Below are 22,336 nucleotides of genomic sequence, written 5' to 3' on the forward strand. Positions count from 1 at the left end.
TGGTGACTGGGCGGGCTCGGGGTGTTCCACGAGCCCGCCCGGCGGTTCTCGCGTGCCTCAGTTCTTCTGGACTGCCAGTGCCCGGCGCAGGTCGTCCAGTTGGTCGACCAGTTTGCGGCGCAGCGCCGGGATCATGTCGTTGTCCCGGAGGAATTCCTCGCCCAGGCGCAGCGCGTCCGCGTCCGCCTCGAAGAGCGGGAAGGCGTAGCGGCCCGCGGCTTCGGCGATGGCGGGGCCGCGGCGGTCGGCCAGGGCCGCCGCGTCGCGGTAGTAGCGGGTTGCGTACTCCCTGACGAGGTCAGCCTGTTCGGGCTGCCAGAAGCCTTGGGCGGCCGCCGTGAAGAGGTAGTTGGAGAGGGTGTCCTCCTCGAACATCCTCGACCACGCGGCGGCTTTGGCCTGGGCCGTGGGCAGCGCGGCACGGCAGCGGGCGGCGCCTTCCTCGCCCGTGGCGCTGGGGTCGCGGGCGAGCTCCGCGGCGATGGCCGCTTCGTCGGTGGCGCCGAGCACCGCGAGGCGGCGGAGAATGCGCCAGCGCAGTTCGGGGTCGAGTTCGGGGCCGCCCGACACGCTGCCCGAGCCGAACCAGTCCTGGATGGTGTCGGGTTGAGTGGCCGCGTCGATGAAGTGACGTACGGCGATGAGGCGCAGGCCGGGTGCGTTGCCGTCCTCGGTGCGGCGGATCAGGTCGCGGCAGATCGTGGAAAGGGTCGCCAGGGCCGCGGGACGCTCGGTGGCGCCGAGATAGCGGTCGGCGATCTGCGTGGCCGCGAAAACGAGGACGCCCTGGACGATGGCCAGGTCCGTCTCGTACGGGAGATGGGCGCGGGCGGCGTCCAGGTAGGCGCCCGGGGACAGTTCGCCGTCGCGGACCATGTCCCGGGCGGCGTTCCACACGACGGCGCGGGTCAGCGGGTCGGGGAGGCCGGAGAGGGACCGTACAGCGGTGTCCCAGGAGGTGGCGTCCAGGCGGACCTTGGCGTAGGTGAGGTCGCCGTCGTTGAGGAGGACGAGGGCCGGACGGCGGCCCGGGAACGTCCTGCGGGAGTCGCTCTGCGGGATGTCGATCTCGAAGCGGTCGCGCAGGACGAGCCGTTCGGGGACAGTCGGTTCGCCGAGGGTGTGGTCGTAGGTGCCGACGGTGACGCGGTGCGGTCGGCTGCCGTCGTGGGTGATGTTCAGGGACCAGGACCCGTCGGCTTCGGTGGGGTCGGGGGTGAGGGTGTCGACGCCGGTGGTGCGGAGCCACCGCTGGGCCCAGGCGTGGACGTCGCGATCCGTGGTGTGGGCGAGGGATTCGATGAAGTCGGCGAGGGTGGCGTTGCCGAATTTGTGGCGGGCGATGTGGGTGTTGATACCCGCCAGGAAGTCCTTCTCGCCGAGCCAGGCGACGAGCTGGCGCAGGGCCGAGGCACCCTTCGCGTAGGAGATCCCGTCGAAGTTGAGCATGGCGGACGCGGTGTCGGGGACGGCGTCGGGGTCCGGGGCGACGGGGTGGGTGGAGGGGCGCTGATCGGCGTCGTACCCCCAGCCCTTGCGTGCGACCGCGAAGTCGGTCCAGGTGTCGGTGAAGCGGGTGGCTTCGGTGAGCGTCTGGTAGCCCATGTATTCGGCGAAGGACTCGTTGAGCCAGATGTCGTCCCACCACTGGAGGGTCACGAGGTCGCCGAACCACATGTGGGCCATCTCGTGCGAGATGACCATGGCCCGGGTCTGGCGTTCGGTGTCGGTAACGGCGGAACGGTAGATGAACTCGTCGCGGAAGGTGACGAGGCCGGGGTTCTCCATGGCGCCCGCGTTGAACTCCGGGACGAAGGCCTGGTCGTAGGAGTCGAAGGGGTAGGGCTCCTCGAACTTCTCGTGGTAACGGTCGTAGCACGCGCGCGTGATGTCGAGGATCTCGTCCGCGTCGGCGTCCAGGTACGGCGCGAGGGAGCGGCGGCAGTGGATGCCGAAGGGCAGGCCCGCGTGCTCGGTGCGTACGGAGTGCCAGGGGCCCGCCGCGACGGCGACGAGGTAGGTGGAGATGAGGGGCGTGGGCGCGATCTTCCAGCGGCCTTCACCGTGGTGCTCGGCGATGCCGTTGCCGAGGACGGTCCACTCTTCGGGAGCCGTGACCGTCAGCTCGAAGACGGCCTTGAGGTCGGGCTGGTCGAACGCGGCGAAGACGCGCTGTACGTCTTCCATGAAGAGCTGGGTGTAGAGGTACGTCTCGCCGTCGCTGGGGTCCGTGAAGCGGTGCATGCCCTCGCCGGTACGGGAGTAGCGCATGTCCGCGTCGATGCGCAGCTCGTGCTCACCGGCGGTGAGGCCGGTCAGTTCGAGGCGGTTCTCGACGAGTGCGTCGGGGTCCAGCGGCTGCCCGTCGAGGGTGACGGTGCGCAGGGTGGCGGGCTTGAGCTCGACGAAGGTGTCCCCGGCGGTGCGCGCGGTGAAGTGGACGACGGTGCGGGAGTCGAAGGTTTCCTCGCCACGGGTCAAGTCCAGGGCAATGCGGTACCGGTGGACGTCGAGGAGCTGGGCACGGGTCTGCGCTTCGTCGCGCGTCAGTACGGGCATGGGGACATGCTGCCTGATGGCGGGCGCGGGGCGCACTGGGTTGCGGGGTGCGATCCCGTGGGGGCGATGTGCCCTGGGGGCGTGTGGTGCGGTGGGGGGCGTGTGGTGCGGTGGAGTGGGGTGGGGCGGTCTGTGGGGCGCCGTGGTCGGTGGGACCTGTGGTCCGTGGGACCAGTGATCGGTGGGACCCGGGGTCCGCGGGCCGTGGTCGGTGGGGCGCCGTGGTCCGCGCGACCCGGGGTCCGTGGGAACCGGCCGTGAGACCCGTGGTCCGCAGGCCCCGTGGCCGGTAGGACCGGTGATCCGCGCGACCCGGGGTCCGCGCGCCGTGGTCGGCGGGGCGCCGTGGTCCGTGAGACCCGGGGTCCGCGGGCACCTTGGTCCGCGGGGCGCCGTGGTTCGTGAGACCCGCCGGTGGGTCCCCTGGGCCGGTGGGACCCGTGATCCGCACGACCCGGGGCGCCGAGTGGGGGCGCCAGGTGGGGGCAAGTCGCCGGGCGACGGCTCCCCCCGCCCCACCCTCGCGCGGCCGGGGCCTCCGGCGCCGGGCAGGGCGGGCCGGGGCCGGGTCTACGTGCGGGCGATTGTCTCGTGGTGGCGGATGACCTCCGCGACTACGAAGTTCAGCAGCTTTTCCGCGAAGGCCGGGTCCAGTTTCGCGCTCTCCGCGAGTTCGCGGAGCCGGATGATCTGGCGGGCCTCGCGGTCCGGGTCGGCGGGCGGGAGCTGGTGTGCCGCCTTGAGGTGGCCGACCTGCTGAGTGCATTTGAAGCGCTCGGCGAGCATGTGGACTACGGCCGCGTCGATGTTGTCGATGCTGTCGCGCAGGCGGTTCAGCTCGGCGATCACGGACTCGTCGATTTCGCTGGAAGTCATGGTCATCGAGCTTACGTGTCGATCGTCGGCGGGTGTCGCGGGTCCGGTATCTGGGTGCTCCAGCCGCCGTGGACCGCGCGGCCCTGCTGCTCGCGGAAGCGGACGGGGGCCGTCCCCACACGCCGGGTGAACAGGCGCGAGAAGTACGCGGGGTCGTCGTAACCGACCCGGCGGGCGACGGCCGCGACGGGCAGTTCGGTGGCGGCGAGGAGTTCCTTGGCGCGGCCGAGGCGGATGCCGAGAAGGTAGTCCTTGGGGCTGCACCCGGCGCTGCGGCGTACAGCGGTCCGCAGTTCGGCGGGGGTCATGCCGTGGCGCGAGGCGTGCTCGGCGACCGACAGGGGCTGGAAGGCGTCGCGGGCGAGGGACTGCAGGACGGGGTCGCCGTCGGCGCCGACGTCCGCGCGGGCCCGGCGCAGCGCGACGAGGAGCTCATGGACGGCGGCGCCCGTCTCGACTTCGAGCAGCGGGTTGCCGCGGCGTGCGGCGCGGGCGATGCGGCTCACGGCGGCGCGGGCTCCCACCGTGTCGGAGAGCGGGACGACGGGACGGTCCGGTTCGATGTAGCCGAGCTCCGTGTAGGTCGCGGTGGCGGGGCCGGTGAAGTCGACGAAGCTCTCGTCCCAGCCGGTGACCGGGTCGGGCCCGTAGTGGTGCGGGATACCGGGGGTGACCCAGATCAGTGCGGGCGCGGTGACGCCGACACGTCGGCCGTCCGTGCCGCGGAACCAGCCGGCGCCGGCGCCGATGACGATGGCGACGTGGTGGTCGAGGGTGCGCGGGCCGACGGTGGGCAGCGTGCCGTGCTGCATGCCGACTCCGAGGCAGACCAGACCGAGCCGGTGATGGGTGGGACTGGGGGTGAAGTAGCGCATCCAGGTGTGGTACATCCCGTTTTCTTCCTCCCCCGGGGCTCAGGCGGTGTCCTTGTGTGCCGTTGTGTTTCCTTGTGTCCAAACAGCGCTGATCTTTGTCCATGGACCGGTCCGCCGCCAAGGGGTGAAGGTGAAGCGCTGTGGGTGAGGCCCCGCAGATGCCACAAATGAGCGAGAGACGGGCGGGGACCGTGGTGGACTTCACGGTGGGTGAGCGGGACTTTCAGGTCGACGGGCGGCCGGTGCGGCTGCTGTCGGGCGCGTTGCACTACTTCCGGGTGCACGAGGCGCAGTGGGGGCATCGCCTGGCGATGCTGCGGGCCATGGGGCTCGCCTGTGTGGAGACCTACGTTCCGTGGAATCTGCACGAGCCGCGGCCCGGCGGGTTCCATGATGTGCATGCCCTCGGCCGGTTCCTGGACGCGGCGCACGAGGCGGGCCTGTGGGCGATCGTGCGCCCCGGCCCGTACATCTGCGCCGAGTGGGAGAACGGTGGGCTGCCGCACTGGCTGACCGGGGCACTGGGCACTCGCGTGCGCACGCGCGACGCCGAGTACCTGAAGCACGTGGAACGGTGGTTCGGGCGACTGCTGCCGCAGGTGGTGCAGCGGCAGTTGGGCCGGGGCGGACCGGTGATCATGGTGCAGGTCGAGAACGAGTACGGGAGTTACGGCTCGGACCAGGTCTATCTGCGGCACCTGACGGGCCTGCTGCGCGAACTCGGCGTCACAGTACCGCTGTTCACCTCGGACGGCCCCGAGGACCACATGCTGACCGGCGGTTCGGTGCCCGGGGTGCTCGCGACGGCCAACTTCGGGTCCGGCGCGCGTGCGGGGTTCGAGGTGCTGCGGCGTCATCAGCCGACCGGCCCGCTGATGTGCATGGAATTCTGGTGCGGCTGGTTCGGCCACTGGGACGCGGAGCCCGTCCTGCGGGATGCGGCGGACACGGCGGACGCGCTGCGCGAGATCCTCGACTGCGGGGCCTCCGTCAATCTCTACATGGCGCACGGCGGTACGAACTTCGCCGGCTGGGCGGGGGCGAACCGCTCCGGCGGGCTGCACGACGGCGCCCTCCAGCCGACCGTCACGTCGTACGACTACGACGCGCCCATCGACGAGTACGGGCGGCCCACGGAGAAGTTCTGGCTGTTCCGCGACATCCTCGCGCTCCACCGGAACGACGACGCCCCGATCCCCGATGTGCCTGCCGCGCCCGCCCAGGCGGCCGGGCCCGCCGACGCGCGGCTCTCGCAGTGGGCGCCGTTGGGCGACGTACTGGAGGTGCTCGGGGGCGCGGAGACGGAGACGGCGATGCCGCCGACGTTCGAGGAGTTGGGGGTGGACCGTGGGCTGGTCCGCTACCGGGTGCGGCTGCCCGGTCCGCGCCGGGCGTATCCGCTGGGCGTGACGGGACTGCGGGATCTGGCCGTGGTGTACGTCGACGGGGTGCGGACGGGTGTGCTGAACGGCGCGGCGGGCGGGGCCGACGCGTACACGGCTCTGGCGGAGCCGGTGGAGGGCCCCGCGGAGGTCGAGCTGTGGGTGGAGTCGCTGGGCCGGGTCAACTACGGGCCGCGTCTCGCCGAGCCGAAGGGCATCACGGGTGGGGTGCTGCACGAGCGGCAGTACGTGCACGGGGTGCGGGCCCGGGGGTTGCGGCTGGACGCGTTCGACGACGCGGAGTCGGTCGGCCGGGTGCCGTTCCGTGAGACGGGTGAGGCCTCGGGTGCGGCGGGGCTGTACCGGGGCGCGTTCGAGGTGCGGGGCGCGGGGGACGCGGGGCTGGAGCTGCGGGGGTGGACCCGGGGCTTCGTCTGGGTGAACGGGTTCTGCCTGGGGCGCTACTGGGGTGTGGGGCCGCAGCGGTCGCTGTACGTTCCGGGGCCGGTGCTGCGGGAGGGGGCCAACGAGGTGTGGGTCCTGGAGGTGGAGGGTGCGGACGCGGGTGAGTTGACGGTTCGGGTCCGCTGAGCTCGCCCGGCGGGGGCACCGCGGGGACCCGCCGGGCAACACCGCCGGCACGATTCGCCTTCGCCCCCGCAACTCCCGGCCGCCGAACCGCGTCCTACCGGACATGATCCAATCCCACGACCTCTGCGGCCCCGACGACATCACTCCCCCTGAAGACGACGAGGAGCGCGTGCGGCCGGGTCCGCTGTGGCGCCACGCCGTGTGGATGGCGGGCATCGCCGCCCTCGGGGTGGGCCTGGGCTGGGTCGGCGCGTTGTTCCGTATCGGCCCCGAGGAGTACGGGCTGCCGCCCGCCGCTCCGGGGTCGGTGTGGCCGTATGTGGCCGCCTGGACCGCGACCGGGCTGGTGGCGGCGGGCGCGATACGGGCCACCGCCCTGCGGGTGCCGCTCTACGCCCCGGGGCAGATCGCGGTGGTGCTCACCCTCCTGGGCACCCGGATCTCCCTGGGCTGGCGGCCGGAGGCACCGGCGCTGGGTGCGCTGGCCGCGGTCGCGCTGACGGCGACGGCAGTCTGGTGCGCCCTCGCGCTGCGCCCGGGAGCCGGCCGTACCGGGGAGCGCCGCGCCGCATAGCCGCTCCGCGACGGGCGGGTCGGGCTCCCGCGGGAGCCCGACCCGTCCGTCGCACCGCGATCTGCCGCCTACACCTCGCTCACCTCGAAGGTGTCCAGGACGAACTCCGCCTTACCGTCGTCCCCGACCTTCCGCAGGCCCACCCACGGCTCACCCTCGGCCGGCGCCGTGAACTCGTAGGTCAAGGCCGTGGGGACGGTCGCCACGGGCAGCGGGGCCCGCGTCAGTTCCCGGGGCGCCGGCTCGTCCACGCCGGTGATCCACGCGTACTGGCCGGCCTTCTCGTTCTCGTAACGGAAGGACACCCGGTAGCGCCTGCCCGCCTCGAAGCGGACGGTGTGCTGCACGGTCCGGTAGACCAGGCCGTCGTTCTCGCCGCGCGACTTGAGGGATTCCGAGCCGTCGATGACGTCGTCGATCGCCTTGCCGTGCCAGGCCCGCTGGGTGAACGGGGCGTGCCGTTGCGCGATGTGGGTGCGCGGGTCGGTGGAACCGCCCGCGTCGCCCTTCACGAACGGGCCCCAGCCCTGCGGCACCTGCTGGAAGTCCTCGAAGGCCACCGTTCCCTCCTTCGCGGGGCGGGTGGCGGGGACGACCCGTACGTTGTCGAAGCGCACGCGCGCTTCACCCGCCGCGGCCCGCAGCGTGAGGTCGACCCGGCCGCCGCCCTCCGGGACGGTGAAGTACGTGAACATCCGTTGGAAGCGGGTGTCGTGCTTGCGGTCGGCCGCGACGAGATTGACGGCCGTGGACGAGTCGGTCCAGTTCTCGGCGGTGGCGCCGTCCGCGGTCCGCACGGTGAGGGCGGCCCGGCGCCGCTCCCCCGCCTTCGCGCCCACCTCGACCTGTACGGACGCGGCGTATGTGCCGGGCGCCAGGCGTGCGAGGCGCTGCCCGACGGCCGCGGCGCCGCCCGCGCCGATCACCAGCTCGTAGTCCCCCAGTGCGCTGAGCTCCACCGACGCGGGTCCACCGGCCGTCCAGCCGTCCAGCGTTCCCGAGTGGAAGCCGGGGTCGTGCACGGGGGTGGCCTGCCCCCAGTGCGGGTCACCCGCCTGCCGTGCCCGGTCGCGGTGCAGGACGTACGGCTGCTGCGCATCGGCGTCGATGGTGATCCTGCCGGAGCGGACCGGGATGTCACGGACGTGCACCCGGCCCTGGTCGGTGAGCCGGTGGAGCGCGACCTTCGACCTGCCTGCCCAGCCGCGTGGCAGCTGCCAACTACTGCTGCCACCCGCCGGGTTGTAGTGGTAGAGCTTGTCCGGATCGATTGCCCTGCGCGGCTCCCACGGCAGCAGATAGGTCCCGTCGTCGTACACGACGCGCCCGTCGGTGGTGATGCGCCGGGTGCCTTCCTCGTCGTCGACGGTGGTCCTCGTCGGGCCGAAGAAGGTGATCCGGTGCTCCGCCCAGGTCTTGACCGGGTACGCCTGGAGGTACTTGGCGGGCAGGCTGTCGGTCCAGATGAGCCGGTAGAAGACGTTCCAGTCGGTCTTGTTGACCCAGCCCTCGAAATTTCCGGTGCGCGGGATGCCGAGCAGGGTGGGCCACTTATCGGCGAAGACGTCCTTCTGGTGGTTGCGGATGAAGCGGATCAGCTGGGAGTTGATGCCCCGCGAGGTGTCGCCGCCGTAGTCGACCTCGGTGGCCCAGTGCGACCACAGGGACGAGCGCTCAAGGCCGTGTCCCCATTCGGTGGTGACGTGCCAGCCCTGCTCGCGCAGCGCCCGCTGGAGCCGGTCCGAGGTCCAGCCCGACTCCCGGAAGACGTCGATGTAGAGCATGTTGAGCGCGGGATCGGTCTCCTGGCGCAGGTCCTTGAAGCGCTTGATGATGTCGCCGGAGACGAGGTCGCGCCGCTGGTCGATGCGGTAGCTCTGGTCGAGCCAGTCCCACTGTTCGTTCGCCTCGTCGACGAGGGTCTCGGAGAAGGCGTTCGCGACGGGGTAGGACTCGGTGGCGTTCACATGGACACCGAAGTCGCTGCCCCACTTACGCCCCTCCTTGACCAGGGTGTTGAGGTCGTCGAGGCCGCCCGCGCGCTTGTTGGGGTTGCCCGCGTAGTCGGGGTGCGCCGAGTCGTGGCCCTCCGATTGATAGCCCTTGAGCAGCGTGTACTGGCGCAGCCCGTCCGTCGCGAGGGAGATCCGCTTGACGTTGTCGAGGGTCTGCAGGAACGGGTTGGTGGCCTGGCTGGCGAAGTTGAAGGGGATGTGCGGGACGACCCGCAGGTGCTGCTCGTCGGCGCCCAGCGGGTCGACCATGATGTCGCGGAAGGCGATGGCCGCGTCCTGCCAGGTGACGACGGAGTCGTCGTCGCGGTCGCGGGTGACGACGACGGTGGCGTACGGGAGGGGCTCGGTGGCGCCGGTGGGCGCGGTCGCGGCGCGGTGGGTCCACTGTCCGCAGGTCACCTGCGCCTTGACGTAACCGTCCCGCCGCACGGTCTGCCGCCACAGCCGCCCGTTCTCCCAGGTGGTGCCGTCGGCGCTGGTCGGCTTGTCGTACGTGGTGTTGGTCTCGACGGCGCCGCCGAGCCGGTCGTGGGCGACGACGGCGTACGCGCAGCCCTTGGGCGCGGCGTCGGGCGTCGTGTCCGGGGCGACCTCGACCAGGGTGTCGCCGCTCTTCGCCTTGTCGATCTCGACGCGCGCGGCGAGCAGGGTCGCGCCGGGCTGGTCGCTGCGTACGGACAGGAAGGCCAGGCCGGGGATCTGCAGGGTGCCGACGCGCAGCGCGGGGGTGTCGGCGATGCGGGTGACCCGCCAGTGGATTTGCCGGCCTTCGACGCGGATCTCGACGCCGATCTCGGTGCCGCCGTCGAAGGCGAGGGTGTAATCGGCCCGGTCGTGCTGGACCCTGGTGGTGACCTTGGGGGTACGGGCGGTTCCGTCGATCAGGACCGAGGTGACCGGGTCCTCCTGGGCGTGCAGCTTCGCGCCCGTGCCGCGGTCGGTGTAGGACACGATGCGCGGGAAACCGGAGTCGACGCGTACATCGAGCTCGCGGGAGCGCAGCCGGTTCTCGTGGCCGGCGGCCGGGGCGGCGGTGGCGAGGCCCGGGGCGCCGACGACTGCGCCGATGCCGGCGAGTGCGGCCGCGCCCGCCACGGTCCTGCGGCTCGGTCCCCGGCCCTGAATATACGAATCCACGCTGGCTCCTTCTCGTGACGGTTGACCGTGCCCGTCACGATGCGCCGCGTGGGAGGAGAGGGCCTATGGACAAAGGAGGAACAGGTCTTGGACTAATGCGCCCGTCGGCCTGCCCCTCCCCCGCCCCGGGGGCCTCAGTGCCTCAGCTCCCCAGGCACTTCAGCTCCTCGGCGCCGCGCGGTCAGAGACCGGCAGCGGCGCTCTTGATGGCCGCCGCGAACGTGGAGACCTCGGTGTACACGCCCGGGTAGTCCGGTCGTGCGCAGCCCTCTCCCCAGCTGACTATGCCGACCTGTATCCAGGCGTTGGCCTCGTCCTTGCGGAACATCGGGCCGCCCGAGTCGCCCTGGCAGGTGTCGGTGCCGCCCGTGCCGACGAAGCCGGCGCACAGCTCCTCGCCCGGGGTGAGCTGGTTGCCGTACGCCTTCGCGCAGTCTGCGTCGCTGACGAAGGGGACCTTCGCCTTGAGGAGGTAGCGCTGCTGGCCGCCGCCCTCGGTGGCCGCGCCCCAGCCCGCGATGGTGAAGTCGCCCTGGTTGAACGCGGTGGTCGTGGCGATCTTCAGGGTGGGCAGTTCGATGGGCTTGGCGAGCTTGATCAGCGCCCAGTCCTTGCCCTTGCCGTTGTAGCCGGGCGCCTGCAGGACCTTGGTGGACTTGACCTTGACGGCGCGCGACGACTGGAGGTCGACGACACCGGCGGTGGCCGTGATGCTGGTGTTGCTGCCCGAGCGGCTCACGCAGTGCGCCGCGGTGAGCACGATGTCCTTGGCGTACAGCGCACCGCCGCAGCCCATGGAGAGCCGGACCATGAAGGGGAATTCGCCCTGTGCGGCGGGGGTTCCGCCGACGACGGGCGGGGCGGGCGGCGGGGCCGCGCTGGCACCGGCGGGCTGGATGCTGACGGCGGCGAGAACCACGGCGCCGACTGCGGCGCATCTCTTGAAAGCACGCAGAACGTTCTTCAACGGAGTGCCTTTCGTGGGGGTGATCGTGGGGGGTCACTCTTCGCACGACGGACTCCGCACCAACCCAAAGCTGGCATGGGCCCGTCAAGGCGTTGCTGGATTATGTGGAGTTGGTCCCCCGCCCGACAAGGGATGGTTTCCGGCCACCTCTCGCGAGCCCCCAAGGGCGTCGAAATCGGCTTACAGTGGAGACCTGTTCACGTCCTGTGGGGGGATAGGGGGTGCGGTCGTGACGAGCGGCAGTGCGGTCGTACACGGGTATCCGCATCTCACCACCGTGCGGTCCGCCCTCACCGCGCTCCACAAACGGATCGGTCACGACGGTGTGCGCTCGTACGCCCCGAGCGTCTTCCCCGTCGATGTCGCCTTCAGCGACCAGGACGATCTGCACCTGGGCACCCAGCGGGTGGCCCGCGCCCTCGTCCAGCACCTGCGGCTGCCGGACGCCCGCATGATCGTGAGCTTCCGGGAGATGGAGCACGCGGCGAGCGTCGAGCTGGCCGCGGGTCCCGAGTACTTCATCGAGCTCAACGCCCGCTTCCGGACCCACCGCAACGACATCGGGGCGGCTCTCGCCCACGAGATCACCCATGTCCTGCTGCACCGCCTGGGCCTGGCCTTCGCGGGCACCAGGGACAACGAGATCCTCACCGACACCGTGACGACGTACCTCGGCGCGGGCTGGCTGCTGCTCGACGCGTTCCGCGAGGACGGGGCGTCCAGCCAGAAGCTCGGCTACCTCACACCGGAGGAGTTCGGCTACGTGCTGGCGAAGCGGGCGATCGCGTTCGGCGAGGACCCGGCCCCCTGGTTCACCAGCGCGCAGGCGTACACGGCGTACACCAAGGGCCTGGCGCTGGCCCGGCGCGACGAGCAGCAGCCGCCGCTGGTGGCCGCGGGCTGGGCGGGCCGCCGTCGGTACGCCAAGGAGCGGCGGTACGCGCGGGAGAACGGCGGACGCCACGAGAGCGCCTCGACGTACGCCTTCGAGGGGAGCGGCGGCGCCGGGCAGTTGCGGGTGTCCTTCGACTGCCCCACCTGTCACCAGCGCATCCGTGTGCCGGTGCGCGGCCGGGTGCGGGCCCGCTGCGCGCTGTGCCGCACGATTCTCGAATGCGACACCTGAACCCGCCCACGTAGGGTCGAATCATGACGGCCGAGGCGACAGCGACACCGCAGGATCTGTTCGCCGAGGTGTACGGCGGCGAGGACAACGCCGTGGTGCGCCTGCTGCGGTCGGGCATTCCCGCGGAGACGGCCAACGACGAGGGCGAGACCGCGCTGTACCTGTCGGCCGTGAACGACCGGCCCGGCATGGTCCGGCTGCTGCTCGCCGCGGGCGCCGACCCGGACCGGGCGAGCGGACCGGAGGCCGGCGATCTCCCGCTGTGCGGGGCCGCGGTCGGCGGTCACACCGAGGTCGTGGAGGCGCTGCTGGCGGCGGGCGCCCGGCCCGACCTGCGGGAGCGGTTCGGGTTCACGGCGATGGCCTGGGCGGTCGGACAGGGGCACGCGGGCACCGTGGAGGCGCTCCTTGAGCACGGGGCCGACCCGGACCTGCCGGGTCCGGGCGGGGAGCCGCCGCTGGTGCTGGCGGCGCGGCGCGGTTCGGCCGAGACGGTACGGACCCTCCTGCGGCACGGCGCGTCCGCGCGGCGGGAGGCGCTGGCGGAGGCCCGGCACTGGCTGGAAACCGATGTGGAGCACGAGTTGCGCCAGTGGCTGCGCGACACCTACGGGGCGACGCACGCCGAGACGGTGATACGCCGGGTCGGCGAGGACGGCGCGGTGACCGTCGTGGTCGAGCTGGTGCGGGACGGCAATCTCGTGGCGGGCAAGGAGCAGCAGACCGGACACGCCGCCATAGCCACCGTGCTGGAGGAGAAACTGGGCGTACGGACACCCTTCGCGGAGCTGGCCGAGCGGGCGTTGCGCGGCGCGGACCCGGACCGGGACGAGTGGGTGGAGGCCGTGGCCGCGCTGTGGCGGCGCGGCGACGAGGAGACTTTCCAGGCCGCGACCGCGTGGTGCGCGAGCGGTGATCCGCTGCGGCGGGCGTTCGCCGCGGATGTGCTGGCGCAGCTCGGCTTCGATGCCGACAGCAGGCCGTTCGCGTCGCGCGCGCTGCCGCTGTTGCGGGAGCTGGCGCGGGAGGCCGAGGACGCCGAGCTGGTCAGGGCGGCCGTGCTGGGGCTCGGGCAGCAGGGCGACCCGGCGGCCCTTCCGGAGATCCTGCGCCACGCGGCGCATCCCGACGCCGAGGTGCGCCACCGGGTGGCGTTGTCCCTGGTCGGTCTGGTCCCCGGTGACGACGCGGCGGGCGCCGCGGCACTGATCGCTCTCAGCGGCGATGCCGACGACGACGTACGGGACTGGGCGACGCTGGCGCTCGCCGGAATCGAGGCCGACACCCCGGACATCCGGGAGGCCCTCGCGGCCCGCCTGGACGACCGGGACCCGGACACGGCGGCGGAGGCGGCGCGGGGGCTGGCGGTGCGGCAGGACCCTCGGGCGATCGACGCGCTGGCGCGGATACTCGGCCACGAGGATCCGCGGGGGTACGCGTATGCCGCGGCGTTGGAGACGCTGGAGTGCGTCGAGGACGAGACAGTGCGGCGCCGCCTGGAACGGACACCGCCGCGCGACCGGTGACCGGGCCGGTGGCGTGGGGCCGGGTGTACGCGGCCTGGCCGATGACGCCGTTGCTTCGGCGTCGGCACGGGAGAAGAGGGCCCTTCACGGCAAGGCCGGGCCGGCTCTGGTCACCGGCCCTCGCCATGGGGGACGAGGGAGTGGAGCCGCCCGTCACCCCCGTGGACAGGCTGGGGCAGACTCGCACCACCGGCATTGACCCGGTCGTTTTGCCCACCGGGCCGGTTCAGGCCCCGGACCGTCGCGCCGACCGGACTCGTTCAGGCGACCATCCGCCAGTCGTAGACCACCTGGCACCTGCCTCCTTATCCGGAGTAGGTCACGGTCCGCTCGGGGCTGTCCTGCTTGCCCGCCCAACGGCTGGTCAGGGACGGGACGAAGCGCCCCAGAGAGCGGTCTCGCCGACCCCGGCGGGCCCTTCGAGCAGCACGATCCGCGGTTGCCCCGGGCGCGCCTCCCGCAGCACTTCCGCCGGCTCGGCGAGCGCCTCTCCCCGCCCCAGGGATGGAATCTTCACGCCGCGCCTCCGCGCCGCCGGATCCCTTTCTTGTCGTCGAATCAAGGAATTCCGCGCCGCGCGGAATGTCGGTGAACACAACAAGCCGATCGGGGGTGCGAGTTCGGTCGAGGCCGCGAGAGTTCGTGCACTTCCGACTGGGTATTTCCGTGCATGACTGTGGCAGGGAACGGGGCGTGCGCCTAGCTCACGGACGCGGCGAATTGGCCGCCGCGCCGGGCCAGGAACGGAACGACCGCGACCGGAACCACCGCTACCCGCACGGTTGTTGAAAGGCGGACCGGCACCCCTGGCGGTACCGGCCCAGCCCGATCAGCGCGCCCCGTAAACCGGCAGGGGTGCCTCCGCGTCCGCCAGCAGCTTGCGCACCGCCTCCCCCGCCTCCGCGGGCGCCCACCGCGCCCCCTTGTCCGCCGTCGGCCCGGTGCGCCAGCCCTCCATCACCGTGATCCGGCCCGCCTCCGTCTCGAAGACCCGCCCGGTGACCCCCGCGCTCGCCGCCGAGCCGAGCCACACCACCAGCGGTGAGACGTTGTCCGGGGCCATCGCGTCGAACTCGCCGCCGCCCGGCGCGGCCATGGCTCCGGCGAAGGTCTGCTCGGTCATCCGGGTGCGGGCCGCCGGTGCGATCGCGTTCACCTGGACGCCGTACCGCTCCATCTCTGCCGCCGCCACCAGCGTCAGGCCGAGGATGCCGGCCTTGGCCGCCGCGTAGTTGCCCTGCCCCACGCTGCCCAACAGGCCTGCTCCCGAGCTGGTGTTGATCACCCGCGCCGTGACCTCCCGGCCCGCCTTCGCCTCCGCACGCCAGTACGCCGCCGCGTGTTTCAGCATCAGGAAGTGGCCTTTCAGGTGCACCCGCACCACCGCGTCCCAGTCGCCCTCGTCCAGGTTGACGAGCATCCGGTCGCGCAGGAAGCCCGCGTTGTTGACCAGGGTGTCGAGGCGGCCGAAGGTCTCCACCGCCGCCGCGACGAGGGACGCCGCGCCCTCGGGTGTGGCGATGTCCCCGCCGTGCGCCACAGCGTCGCCGCCCGCCGCCACGATCTCGTCGACGACCCGCTGCGCGGGGCTCACCGAGACTCCCGCCCCGTCGAGCCCGACACCCAGGTCGTTGACGACGACCTTCGCGCCCTCGGCCGCGAAGGCGAGAGCGTGCGCACGCCCGAGACCACGCCCCGCGCCCGTCACGATCACCACCCGTCCGCCACAGAGCCCTTCGCGGCGGCCCTCGTCGTTTGCGTCACCGATACCGGCCATGTCAGTTCTCCTTATTGGCTGTCGCGGCGTCGAGGAACGCCGGCCGCTCCCCGCCCCCGTGGATGAGCAGCGAGGCGCCGCTCACATACGCGGCACGCTCCGACGCGAGGAAGACCGCCGCGTCGCCGATCTCCGAGGGCTCGGCGAGCCGCCTCGCGGGCACGGTCCGCCCGACGGCGGCGATGCCCGCCTCGTCCCCGTAGTGCAGATGTGAGAGTTCCGTACGGACCATCCCGAGGACGAGCGTGTTCACCCGTACCTCGGGCGCCCACTCCACGGCCATCGACCCGGCCAGGTTCTGCAGCCCGGCCTTGGCCGCGCCGTAGGCGGCGGTTCCGGGCGACGGCCGGCTCCCGCTGACGCTGCCGATCATCACCACCGACCCCCGGGACGCACGCAGATACTCGTACGCCGCGAGGGAGGCATGCATCGGCGCCGTCAGATTGAGTGCGACCACGCGCGCGTGCCGCTCCGCCTCGCCCTCGCCGAGGAGCCGGTACGGCGTTCCGCCCGCGTTGTTGACCAGCACGTCGAGCTGCCCGTACGTCGCCGCGACATCGGCGAAGAAGTCGTGGACGGCGGCCTGGTCGCGCAGATCCACGGGCCTGAACACGGCCGCGGCGCCCGCCGCCTCCACCGGCCGGTCCGGCGGTCTGCGGGCGCACACCACCACCTTCGCGCCCGCCGCCAGGAACGCCCGCGCGATTCCCGCGCCGACGCCCCGCGTGCCGCCGGTGACGACGGCGACCCTCCCGTCCAGTTCCATTCGCTGCTACCTTCCGTACCTAACAAATGTTTGGTGGAAAGGTAGCTGATCCACTCATGGGTGTCTCCACCTCAAGCCCCGACAAGGGCATCCGCGTCGTCACCGCCGACTTCCCGCCCGTCAACGCGCTGCCCGTACAGGGCTGGTACGACCTCGCCGACGCGGTCCGCACGGCGGGCCGCGACCCGGAGATCCGCTGCGTCGTACTCGCCGCCGACGGCCGGGGCTTCAACGCGGGCGTCGACATCAAGGAGATGCGGCGCGACCCCGGCCGCAGTGCCCTCATCGGCGCCAATCACGGCTGCGCCGAGGCCTTCGCCGCCGTCTACGAGTGCGAGGTGCCCGTCGTCGCGGCCGTCAACGGCTTCTGCCTGGGCGGCGGCATCGGGCTGGTCGGCAACGCGGACGCGATCGTCGCCTCCGACGACGCCACGTTCGGACTGCCCGAGCTGGACCGGGGCGCGCTCGGGGCCGCCACCCACCTCGCCCGCCTCGTCCCCCAGCATCTGATGCGCACCCTGTACTACACCTCGCGCACCGTGAGCGCGCAGGAACTGCACCGGCACGGCTCGGTCTGGCAGGTCGTACCGCGCGCCCAACTGCGCGAAGCGGCCCTGGACCTGGCGCGCGAGATCGCGCGGAAGGACGGCTCGCTCATCCGGCTGGCCAAGGCCGCCATCAACGGCATCGACCCGGTGGACGTACGCCGCAGCTACCGCTTCGAACAGGGCTTCACCTTCGAGGCCAACCTCAGCGGCCTCGCCGACCGCGTCCGCGACACCTTCGGCAAGGACGGCGACGCCGACGACACCGTCCGCAGGCACGACAAGGAGAACCCGGCATGAGCGGCCAGACCGACAAGACGCTTCCCGCCGATGAGGTCGCGTCCCGCCTCCGCAGCGGCATGACCATCGGCATCGGCGGCTGGGGCTCGCGCCGCAAGCCGATGGCCCTGGTCCGGGCACTGCTCCGGTCCGAGATCACCGATCTCACGGTGATCTCGTACGGCGGCCCCGACGTCGGCCTGCTGGCCGCCGCCGGAAGGATCCGCAGGCTGGTCACCGCGTTCGTCACCCTCGACTCGATCACCCTCGAACCGCACTACCGCGCCGCCCGTCAGAACGCCGCCTTCGAACTCACCGAGATCGACGAGGCGATGTTCATGTGGGGGCTGCACGCCGCCGCGAACCGGCTGCCGTTCCTGCCGGTCCGCGCCGCACTCGGCTCCGACGTGATGCGGGTCAACCCCCAGCTCCGTAAGGTCACTTCGCCCTACGAGGACGGCGAGGAGTTCGTCGCCGCACCCGCCCTGCGGATGGACGCCGCCCTGGTCCACATGAACCGCGCCGACCGGTTCGGCAACGGCCAGTACCTGGGCCCCGACCCGTACTTCGACGACCTCTTCTGCGAGGCGGCCGACACGGCGTACGTCTCCTGCGAGCAACTGGTCGACACCGCCGAGCTCACCAAGGACGCGGCCCCGCAGACCCTCCTCCTCAAGCGGCACGCGGTCACCGGCGTATGCGAGACACCGAACGGCGCGCACTTCACTTCGTGCGCCCCCGACTACGGCCGCGACGAGGCCTTCCAGAAGCTGTACGCGAGCACCCCCTGGCCCGAGTTCGCCGCACGCTTCCTGTCCGGCGACGAGAAGGCCTACCAGTCGGCCGTGCAGGCCTGGCACGAGGAGCAGCAGTGAGTACAGCACCGACCACCTCGGGCAGGGATACCGGCACGGCCACGGTCTCCCGCGCCGAGTACTGCGTGATCGCCTGCGCGGAGGCCTGGCGCGACAACGGCGAGGTACTGGCGAGCCCCATGGGCACCGTCCCCGGCATCGGAGCGCGGCTCGCCAAGCGCACCTTCTCCCCCGACCTCCTGCTCACCGACGGCGAAGCTCTGCTCGTCGACCTGGACGGGGCACCGGAGGGCTGGCTCCCGTACCGCCTGCATCTCGCCATGGTCACCGGCGGCCGGCGCCACGTCATGATGGGCGCCGGCCAGGTCGACCGCTTCGGCAACCAGAACATCTCCTGCATCGGCGACTGGGCCCGGCCGGCCCGACAGCTCCTCGGCGTGCGCGGCGCGCCCGTCAACACCCTGAACAATCCGACGAGTTACTGGGTGCCCAGGCACTCCCCCCGGGTGTTCGTCGCGCAGGTCGACATGGTGTGCGGCGTCGGCTACGACAACGCCGCCGCCGCGGGGCCGAGTGCCACCCGCTATCACCGCATCCCCCGCGTCGTCAGCGACCTGGGCGTCTTCGACTTCGAAACCCCCGACCACTCGATGCGCCTCGCGTCGCTGCATCCGGGGGTCACCGCCGGACAGGTCCGCGAGGCGACCGGTTTCGACCTCGACGTCCCCGACGACGCGCCCTTCACGCGCGAACCCACCCCCGCCGAACTGCGGCTGATCCGCGAGGTCATCGACCCCGAGGGCCTGCGCGACCGGGAGGTCAGGGCCTGATGGAGACCGCGCTCACCCGGCTCACCGGCGTCAGGTACCCCATCGTCCAGACCGGCATGGGCTGGGTCGCGGGCCCGCGCCTGGTGTCGGCCGCCGCCGACGCGGGGGCGCTGGGCATCCTCGCCTCCGCGACCATGACCACCGACCGGCTCCTGCACGCGGTGCGTGAGGTCAAGTCCCGTACGAACGCGCCCTTCGGCGTCAATCTGCGCGCCGACGCGGGCGACGCGCGTGAGCGGGTACGCATCGTCATCGACGAGGGCGTGAAGGTGGCCTCCTTCGCACTCGCGCCGTCCAGGGACCTGATCGCGGAGCTCAAGGACGCGGGGGTCGTCGTCATCCCGTCCATCGGCGCGCGCCGGCATGCCGAGAAGGTCGCGGCCTGGGGGGCGGACGCCGTGATGGTCCAGGGCGGGGAGGGCGGCGGACACACCGGCGAGGTGGCAACGACCGTGCTGCTCCCGCAGGTTGTCGACGCGGTCGACATCCCGGTGATCGCCGCGGGCGGCTTCTGCGACGGCCGCGGCCTGGTCGCCGCACTCGCGTACGGCGCCGCGGGCATCGGCATGGGCACCCGCTTCCTGCTCACCTCGGAATCCACGGTCCCCGACGCCGTGAAGGCCAAGTACCTCGCGGCGGGCGTCAAGGAGGTCACGGTCACCACGGCCGTCGACGGCCTCCCGCACCGCATGCTCCGCACCGATCTCATCGACTCGCTGGAACGGGCGGGCCGCACCCGGGCGTTGGCCCAGGCCGTGCGCCGCGCCGCCGGTTTCAAGAGGATCTCCGGGCTGAGCTGGACCGCGATGGTCCGGGACGGCCTGGCCATGAAGCACGGCAGGGACCTCAACTGGAGTCAGGTCCTGCTGGCCGCCAACACTCCGATGCTGCTCAAGGCGTCCATGGTCGACGGCCGCACCGATCTCGGTGTGATGGCGTCCGGCCAGGTCGCGGGAGTGATCGACGATCTGCCGTCCTGCGCCGAGCTGGTGGCACGTGTCATGGCGGAAGCGAACGAAACGCTCGAACGATTCCAGGCGCTCCGCACCCTGCCGACAGCAGGGTGATTCCTTCTCCCTCACAGGAGTGGTCCAGATGAGCCGTGCCCGAATGAGCCTGGCGACCGGAGCGGCCCTGGCCGCTCTCGCCCTCGGGACGCTGCCCGCCCCGGCGCTCGCCGGGACGCCGACCGCAGGACCGGCCCCCGCCGCCCAGCAGAGCCTCCGCGGCGACGAGATCCGCCGGGTCCCCCTGGAGGGCGCGGTCAACGTCCGTGACGTGGGCGGCTATCGCACGTACGGCGGGGACACGGTCCGTCACGGGCAGGTCTACCGCGCGGACGTCGTCACGCTCTCCCGGCTCGGCCTGAAGAAGGTCGTCGACTACCGGGTCCCGGTCGAGGTGCAGTTCGACGGCGCGGACCGGCTCCCGGCCGGTCTCGTCCCCGTGTCGCGCCCGGTCACGGACAACGGGCTGTTCACCCAGCTGCTGACCGTCATCGGCTCCAAGGACCCGGTCAAGCAGGAGGAGATGCTCGGCGGCGGCCGGGCCGCGGCGTTCATGCGGGAGGTCTACCGGACGTTCGTCACGAGCCCGGAGAACCGGGCCCGGTTCGGGGCGACCCTGCGCGACATCGCCGAGGGCAGCCGGGGCGCCCCGCTGCTGTACCACTGCACGGCGGGCAAGGACCGCACGGGCTGGACGAGTTACCTGCTGCTGCTCGCGCTCGGCGTCCCGTCCCTGACGGCCGAGCAGGACTACCTCGCGTCCAACACCTACCGCGCGGCGTACGACGCGAAGCTCCGCGACGGCCTCAAGCAGTCCGGGCTGATGCAGAACCCGGATCTGCTGATTCCGCTCCAGGAGGTACGCACGGACTACCTGCGCAGCGCTCTCGACCGGGTCGCCGCGGACTACGGCGGCCTGCACCAGTACCTGGGCAAAGGCCTGGGCCTGGACTTCCGCACGATCGCGAAACTCCAGGCCCGGCTGCTGCGCTGAGAAGAGCTACGGCTGAAGCACTACGCCGCGGCGCGGCTGCCCCCCTGCGCGCCCGTCCCCGGGCGGCCACGACGGCCACGACTCCGGCTGCCCGGGGCACGCTCGCCCTGGGGCGCCCGTCCGCCGCCGCCCTGCTCACCCTGGCCGCCACGGCCCGCGGTCTGCCCACCACGGCCGCCGGCCGGGGCGCGCTCGCCCTGACCACGACCGCCGCCGGCCTGACCGCCACGGCCGCCTGCCGTACGGTTGCCGCCGCTCGCACGGCCGCCGCCCTGCGGCTTGCGCTTGGGCTGCGCCTGCTGCTGCTGCGGGACCTCGACGATGATGGCCACGCCGGAGGGCTCGCGCGCACCGGTGATGCGGGCCAGCTCCTCGTCGCTGGACTTGACCCTGGCGGTCTGCGGGCTGATGCCGGCGTCGGACATCAGCTTGGTCATCTCCCGCTTCTCGTCGGGCAGCACCAGCGTGACCACGCTGCCGGACTCACCGGCGCGGGCGGTACGGCCGCCGCGGTGCAGGTAGTCCTTGTGGTCGGTGGGCGGGTCCACGTTGACGACCAGGTCGAGGTCGTCGATGTGGATGCCGCGGGCCGCCACATTGGTCGCGACCAGCGCGGTGACCTGGCCGGTCTTGAACTGGTCGAGGGTCCGGTTGCGCTGCGGCTGCGAACGGCCGCCGTGCAGCGCCGCCGCCGGTACACCACTGGCCAGCAGGCGCTTGGCGAAACGATCCGCCGCGCGCTTGGTGTCCACGAAGAGGATCACCCGGCCCTCGCGGGCCGCGATGCGGGTGGCCACGGCCTTCTTGTCGGTCTCGTCCGCGACGTACAGCACGTGGTGCTCCATCGTGGTCACCGCGCCCGCGGACGGGTCGACGGAGTGCACCACCGGATCGCTCAGGAACATCTTCACGAGCCGGTCGACGTTCCGGTCCAGGGTCGCCGAGAACAGCATCCGCTGCCCGTCCGGCCGAACCTGCTTGAGCAGTCCTGTGACCTGCGGAAGGAAGCCCATGTCGGCCATCTGGTCGGCCTCGTCGAGGACGGTGATCGAGACCTGGGTCAGGTCGCAGTCGCCGCGCTCGATGAGGTCCTTGAGGCGGCCGGGGGTGGCCACGAGCACCTCGGTGCCGCGGCGCAGCGCGGTCGACTGCCGGGTGATCGACATGCCGCCGACGACCGTGGCGGTTCGCAGGTTCACGGCGGTCGCGTACGGCGTCAGGGCGTCGGTGACCTGCTGCGCCAGCTCCCGGGTGGGCACCAGGACCAGCGCGAGCGGCGTACGCGGCTCGGCGCGCTGTCCCGCGAGGCGGGCCAGCAGCGCGAGGCCGAAGGCAAGGGTCTTCCCGGATCCGGTGCGCCCGCGGCCGAGGATGTCGCGGCCCGCGATCGCGTTCGGCAGGGTCGCGCCCTGGATGGGGAAGGGCTCGGTCACACCCAGTGCCGCCAGGGTCTTGAGCAGGGCTGCGGGCATGTCGAGGTCTGCGAACTGCTCGACGGCCGGCAGCGCCGGGGTAATGGTCTCCGGCATCGCGAATTCACCCTGAAGGGGGGTGGACCGACGGGCGGGACCCTTCGCGGGGGCCTTGCCCTGGGCCTTCGAGGGACGATTGCGAGCGGGACGGGCTGAGCGAGCGGCGGCCGGGCGTTCGGAGCGAGTCATTCGGGAATTGCCTTCCTGGGGACAGCACAAGCCG

Annotated in this window: 18 protein-coding genes; 9 read left to right on the forward strand and 9 right to left on the reverse strand. The window is 72.0% G+C overall.

Features of this window, described 5'->3' with window-relative positions:
• Positions 1–57: 57 nt before the first annotated feature.
• From pepN to ACLLJJ_RS07740, 3 genes are all read right to left on the reverse strand, one after another.
• Positions 58–2,559, reverse strand: coding sequence for an aminopeptidase N (gene pepN / locus ACLLJJ_RS07730; RefSeq protein WP_434588526.1), 2,502 nt, complete (start codon positions 2,557–2,559; stop codon positions 58–60).
• Between the two features lie 570 nt (positions 2,560–3,129).
• Complete coding sequence (locus ACLLJJ_RS07735) at positions 3,130–3,435, reverse strand: chorismate mutase (RefSeq protein ID WP_434588527.1); 306 nt, start codon at positions 3,433–3,435, stop codon at positions 3,130–3,132.
• Positions 3,436–3,446: 11 nt separating this feature from the next.
• On the reverse strand, positions 3,447–4,325 hold the full coding sequence (locus tag ACLLJJ_RS07740) for a helix-turn-helix domain-containing protein (protein WP_434588528.1): 879 nt from the start codon (positions 4,323–4,325) through the stop codon (positions 3,447–3,449).
• 176 nt (positions 4,326–4,501) lie between these two features.
• On the opposite strand from ACLLJJ_RS07740, the gene ACLLJJ_RS07745 reads away from it, so the two are divergent.
• Both ACLLJJ_RS07745 and ACLLJJ_RS07750 read left to right on the forward strand, forming a co-directional pair.
• Complete coding sequence (locus ACLLJJ_RS07745) at positions 4,502–6,283, forward strand: glycoside hydrolase family 35 protein (protein ID WP_434600335.1); 1,782 nt, start codon at positions 4,502–4,504, stop codon at positions 6,281–6,283.
• A gap of 103 nt (positions 6,284–6,386) precedes the next feature.
• Positions 6,387–6,857 carry a hypothetical protein gene (locus tag ACLLJJ_RS07750; protein ID WP_434588530.1) on the forward strand — a complete coding sequence of 157 codons (471 nt, stop codon included), beginning with the start codon at positions 6,387–6,389 and terminating at the stop codon, positions 6,855–6,857.
• A 68-nt stretch (positions 6,858–6,925) separates the two neighbouring features.
• Here ACLLJJ_RS07750 and ACLLJJ_RS07755 read toward each other — a convergent pair whose 3' ends face one another.
• Positions 6,926–10,009 carry an endo-alpha-N-acetylgalactosaminidase family protein gene (locus ACLLJJ_RS07755; protein WP_434588531.1) on the reverse strand — a complete coding sequence of 1,028 codons (3,084 nt, stop codon included), beginning with the start codon at positions 10,007–10,009 and terminating at the stop codon, positions 6,926–6,928.
• 181 nt (positions 10,010–10,190) lie between these two features.
• Entirely contained in the window at positions 10,191–10,976 is a 786-nt protein-coding gene (locus tag ACLLJJ_RS07760; protein WP_434588532.1) for a S1 family peptidase, read from the reverse strand.
• A 229-nt stretch (positions 10,977–11,205) separates the two neighbouring features.
• Here ACLLJJ_RS07760 and ACLLJJ_RS07765 point away from each other — a divergent pair, with 229 nt between their 5' ends.
• Together ACLLJJ_RS07765 and ACLLJJ_RS07770 are read left to right on the forward strand one after the other, a co-directional pair.
• Positions 11,206–12,102: a hypothetical protein gene (locus tag ACLLJJ_RS07765; protein ID WP_434588533.1), complete on the forward strand. Its 897-nt coding sequence runs from the start codon at positions 11,206–11,208 to the stop codon at positions 12,100–12,102.
• A gap of 23 nt (positions 12,103–12,125) precedes the next feature.
• Positions 12,126–13,628 carry an ankyrin repeat domain-containing protein gene (locus tag ACLLJJ_RS07770; protein ID WP_434588534.1) on the forward strand — a complete coding sequence of 501 codons (1,503 nt, stop codon included), beginning with the start codon at positions 12,126–12,128 and terminating at the stop codon, positions 13,626–13,628.
• A gap of 364 nt (positions 13,629–13,992) precedes the next feature.
• Here ACLLJJ_RS07770 and ACLLJJ_RS07775 read toward each other — a convergent pair whose 3' ends face one another.
• The 3 genes from ACLLJJ_RS07775 to ACLLJJ_RS07785 all read right to left on the reverse strand — a co-directional run bounded on the left by ACLLJJ_RS07775 (position 13,993) and on the right by ACLLJJ_RS07785 (position 16,171).
• Positions 13,993–14,145: a hypothetical protein gene (locus ACLLJJ_RS07775; RefSeq protein WP_434588535.1), complete on the reverse strand. Its 153-nt coding sequence runs from the start codon at positions 14,143–14,145 to the stop codon at positions 13,993–13,995.
• Between the two features lie 312 nt (positions 14,146–14,457).
• The gene (locus tag ACLLJJ_RS07780) at positions 14,458–15,405 is read right to left on the reverse strand and encodes an SDR family oxidoreductase (RefSeq protein WP_434588536.1); all 948 of its coding nucleotides are present in this window, start codon (positions 15,403–15,405) and stop codon (positions 14,458–14,460) included.
• A 1-nt stretch (position 15,406) separates the two neighbouring features.
• Positions 15,407–16,171, reverse strand: coding sequence for an SDR family oxidoreductase (locus tag ACLLJJ_RS07785; RefSeq protein WP_434588537.1), 765 nt, complete (start codon positions 16,169–16,171; stop codon positions 15,407–15,409).
• A gap of 56 nt (positions 16,172–16,227) precedes the next feature.
• Here ACLLJJ_RS07785 and ACLLJJ_RS07790 point away from each other — a divergent pair, with 56 nt between their 5' ends.
• Genes ACLLJJ_RS07790 through ACLLJJ_RS07810 form a run of 5 tightly spaced genes read left to right on the forward strand, consistent with a single transcriptional unit; the run spans position 16,228 to position 20,641 of the window.
• Positions 16,228–17,016 carry an enoyl-CoA hydratase family protein gene (locus tag ACLLJJ_RS07790; RefSeq protein WP_434588538.1) on the forward strand — a complete coding sequence of 263 codons (789 nt, stop codon included), beginning with the start codon at positions 16,228–16,230 and terminating at the stop codon, positions 17,014–17,016.
• Complete coding sequence (locus ACLLJJ_RS07795; protein ID WP_434588539.1) at positions 17,013–17,870, forward strand: CoA transferase subunit A; 858 nt, start codon at positions 17,013–17,015, stop codon at positions 17,868–17,870. Before ACLLJJ_RS07790 ends, ACLLJJ_RS07795 begins: the two co-directional genes overlap by 4 nt.
• Positions 17,867–18,640 carry a CoA-transferase subunit beta gene (locus tag ACLLJJ_RS07800; RefSeq protein ID WP_434588540.1) on the forward strand — a complete coding sequence of 258 codons (774 nt, stop codon included), beginning with the start codon at positions 17,867–17,869 and terminating at the stop codon, positions 18,638–18,640. The genes ACLLJJ_RS07795 and ACLLJJ_RS07800 overlap by 4 nt, the downstream gene beginning before the upstream one ends.
• Positions 18,640–19,707, forward strand: coding sequence for an NAD(P)H-dependent flavin oxidoreductase (locus ACLLJJ_RS07805; RefSeq protein WP_434588541.1), 1,068 nt, complete (start codon positions 18,640–18,642; stop codon positions 19,705–19,707). The genes ACLLJJ_RS07800 and ACLLJJ_RS07805 overlap by 1 nt, the downstream gene beginning before the upstream one ends.
• Before the next feature lie 28 nt (positions 19,708–19,735).
• On the forward strand, positions 19,736–20,641 hold the full coding sequence (locus tag ACLLJJ_RS07810; RefSeq protein WP_434588542.1) for a tyrosine-protein phosphatase: 906 nt from the start codon (positions 19,736–19,738) through the stop codon (positions 20,639–20,641).
• A 20-nt stretch (positions 20,642–20,661) separates the two neighbouring features.
• On the opposite strand, the gene ACLLJJ_RS07815 is transcribed toward ACLLJJ_RS07810, so the two are convergent.
• The gene (locus ACLLJJ_RS07815; RefSeq protein ID WP_434588543.1) at positions 20,662–22,302 is read right to left on the reverse strand and encodes a DEAD/DEAH box helicase; all 1,641 of its coding nucleotides are present in this window, start codon (positions 22,300–22,302) and stop codon (positions 20,662–20,664) included.
• Between the last annotated feature and the right edge of the window lie 34 nt (positions 22,303–22,336).

Origin of the sequence: Streptomyces sp. A5-4 (assembly GCF_051131715.1) — a bacterium.
Classification (GTDB): domain Bacteria; phylum Actinomycetota; class Actinomycetes; order Streptomycetales; family Streptomycetaceae; genus Streptomyces.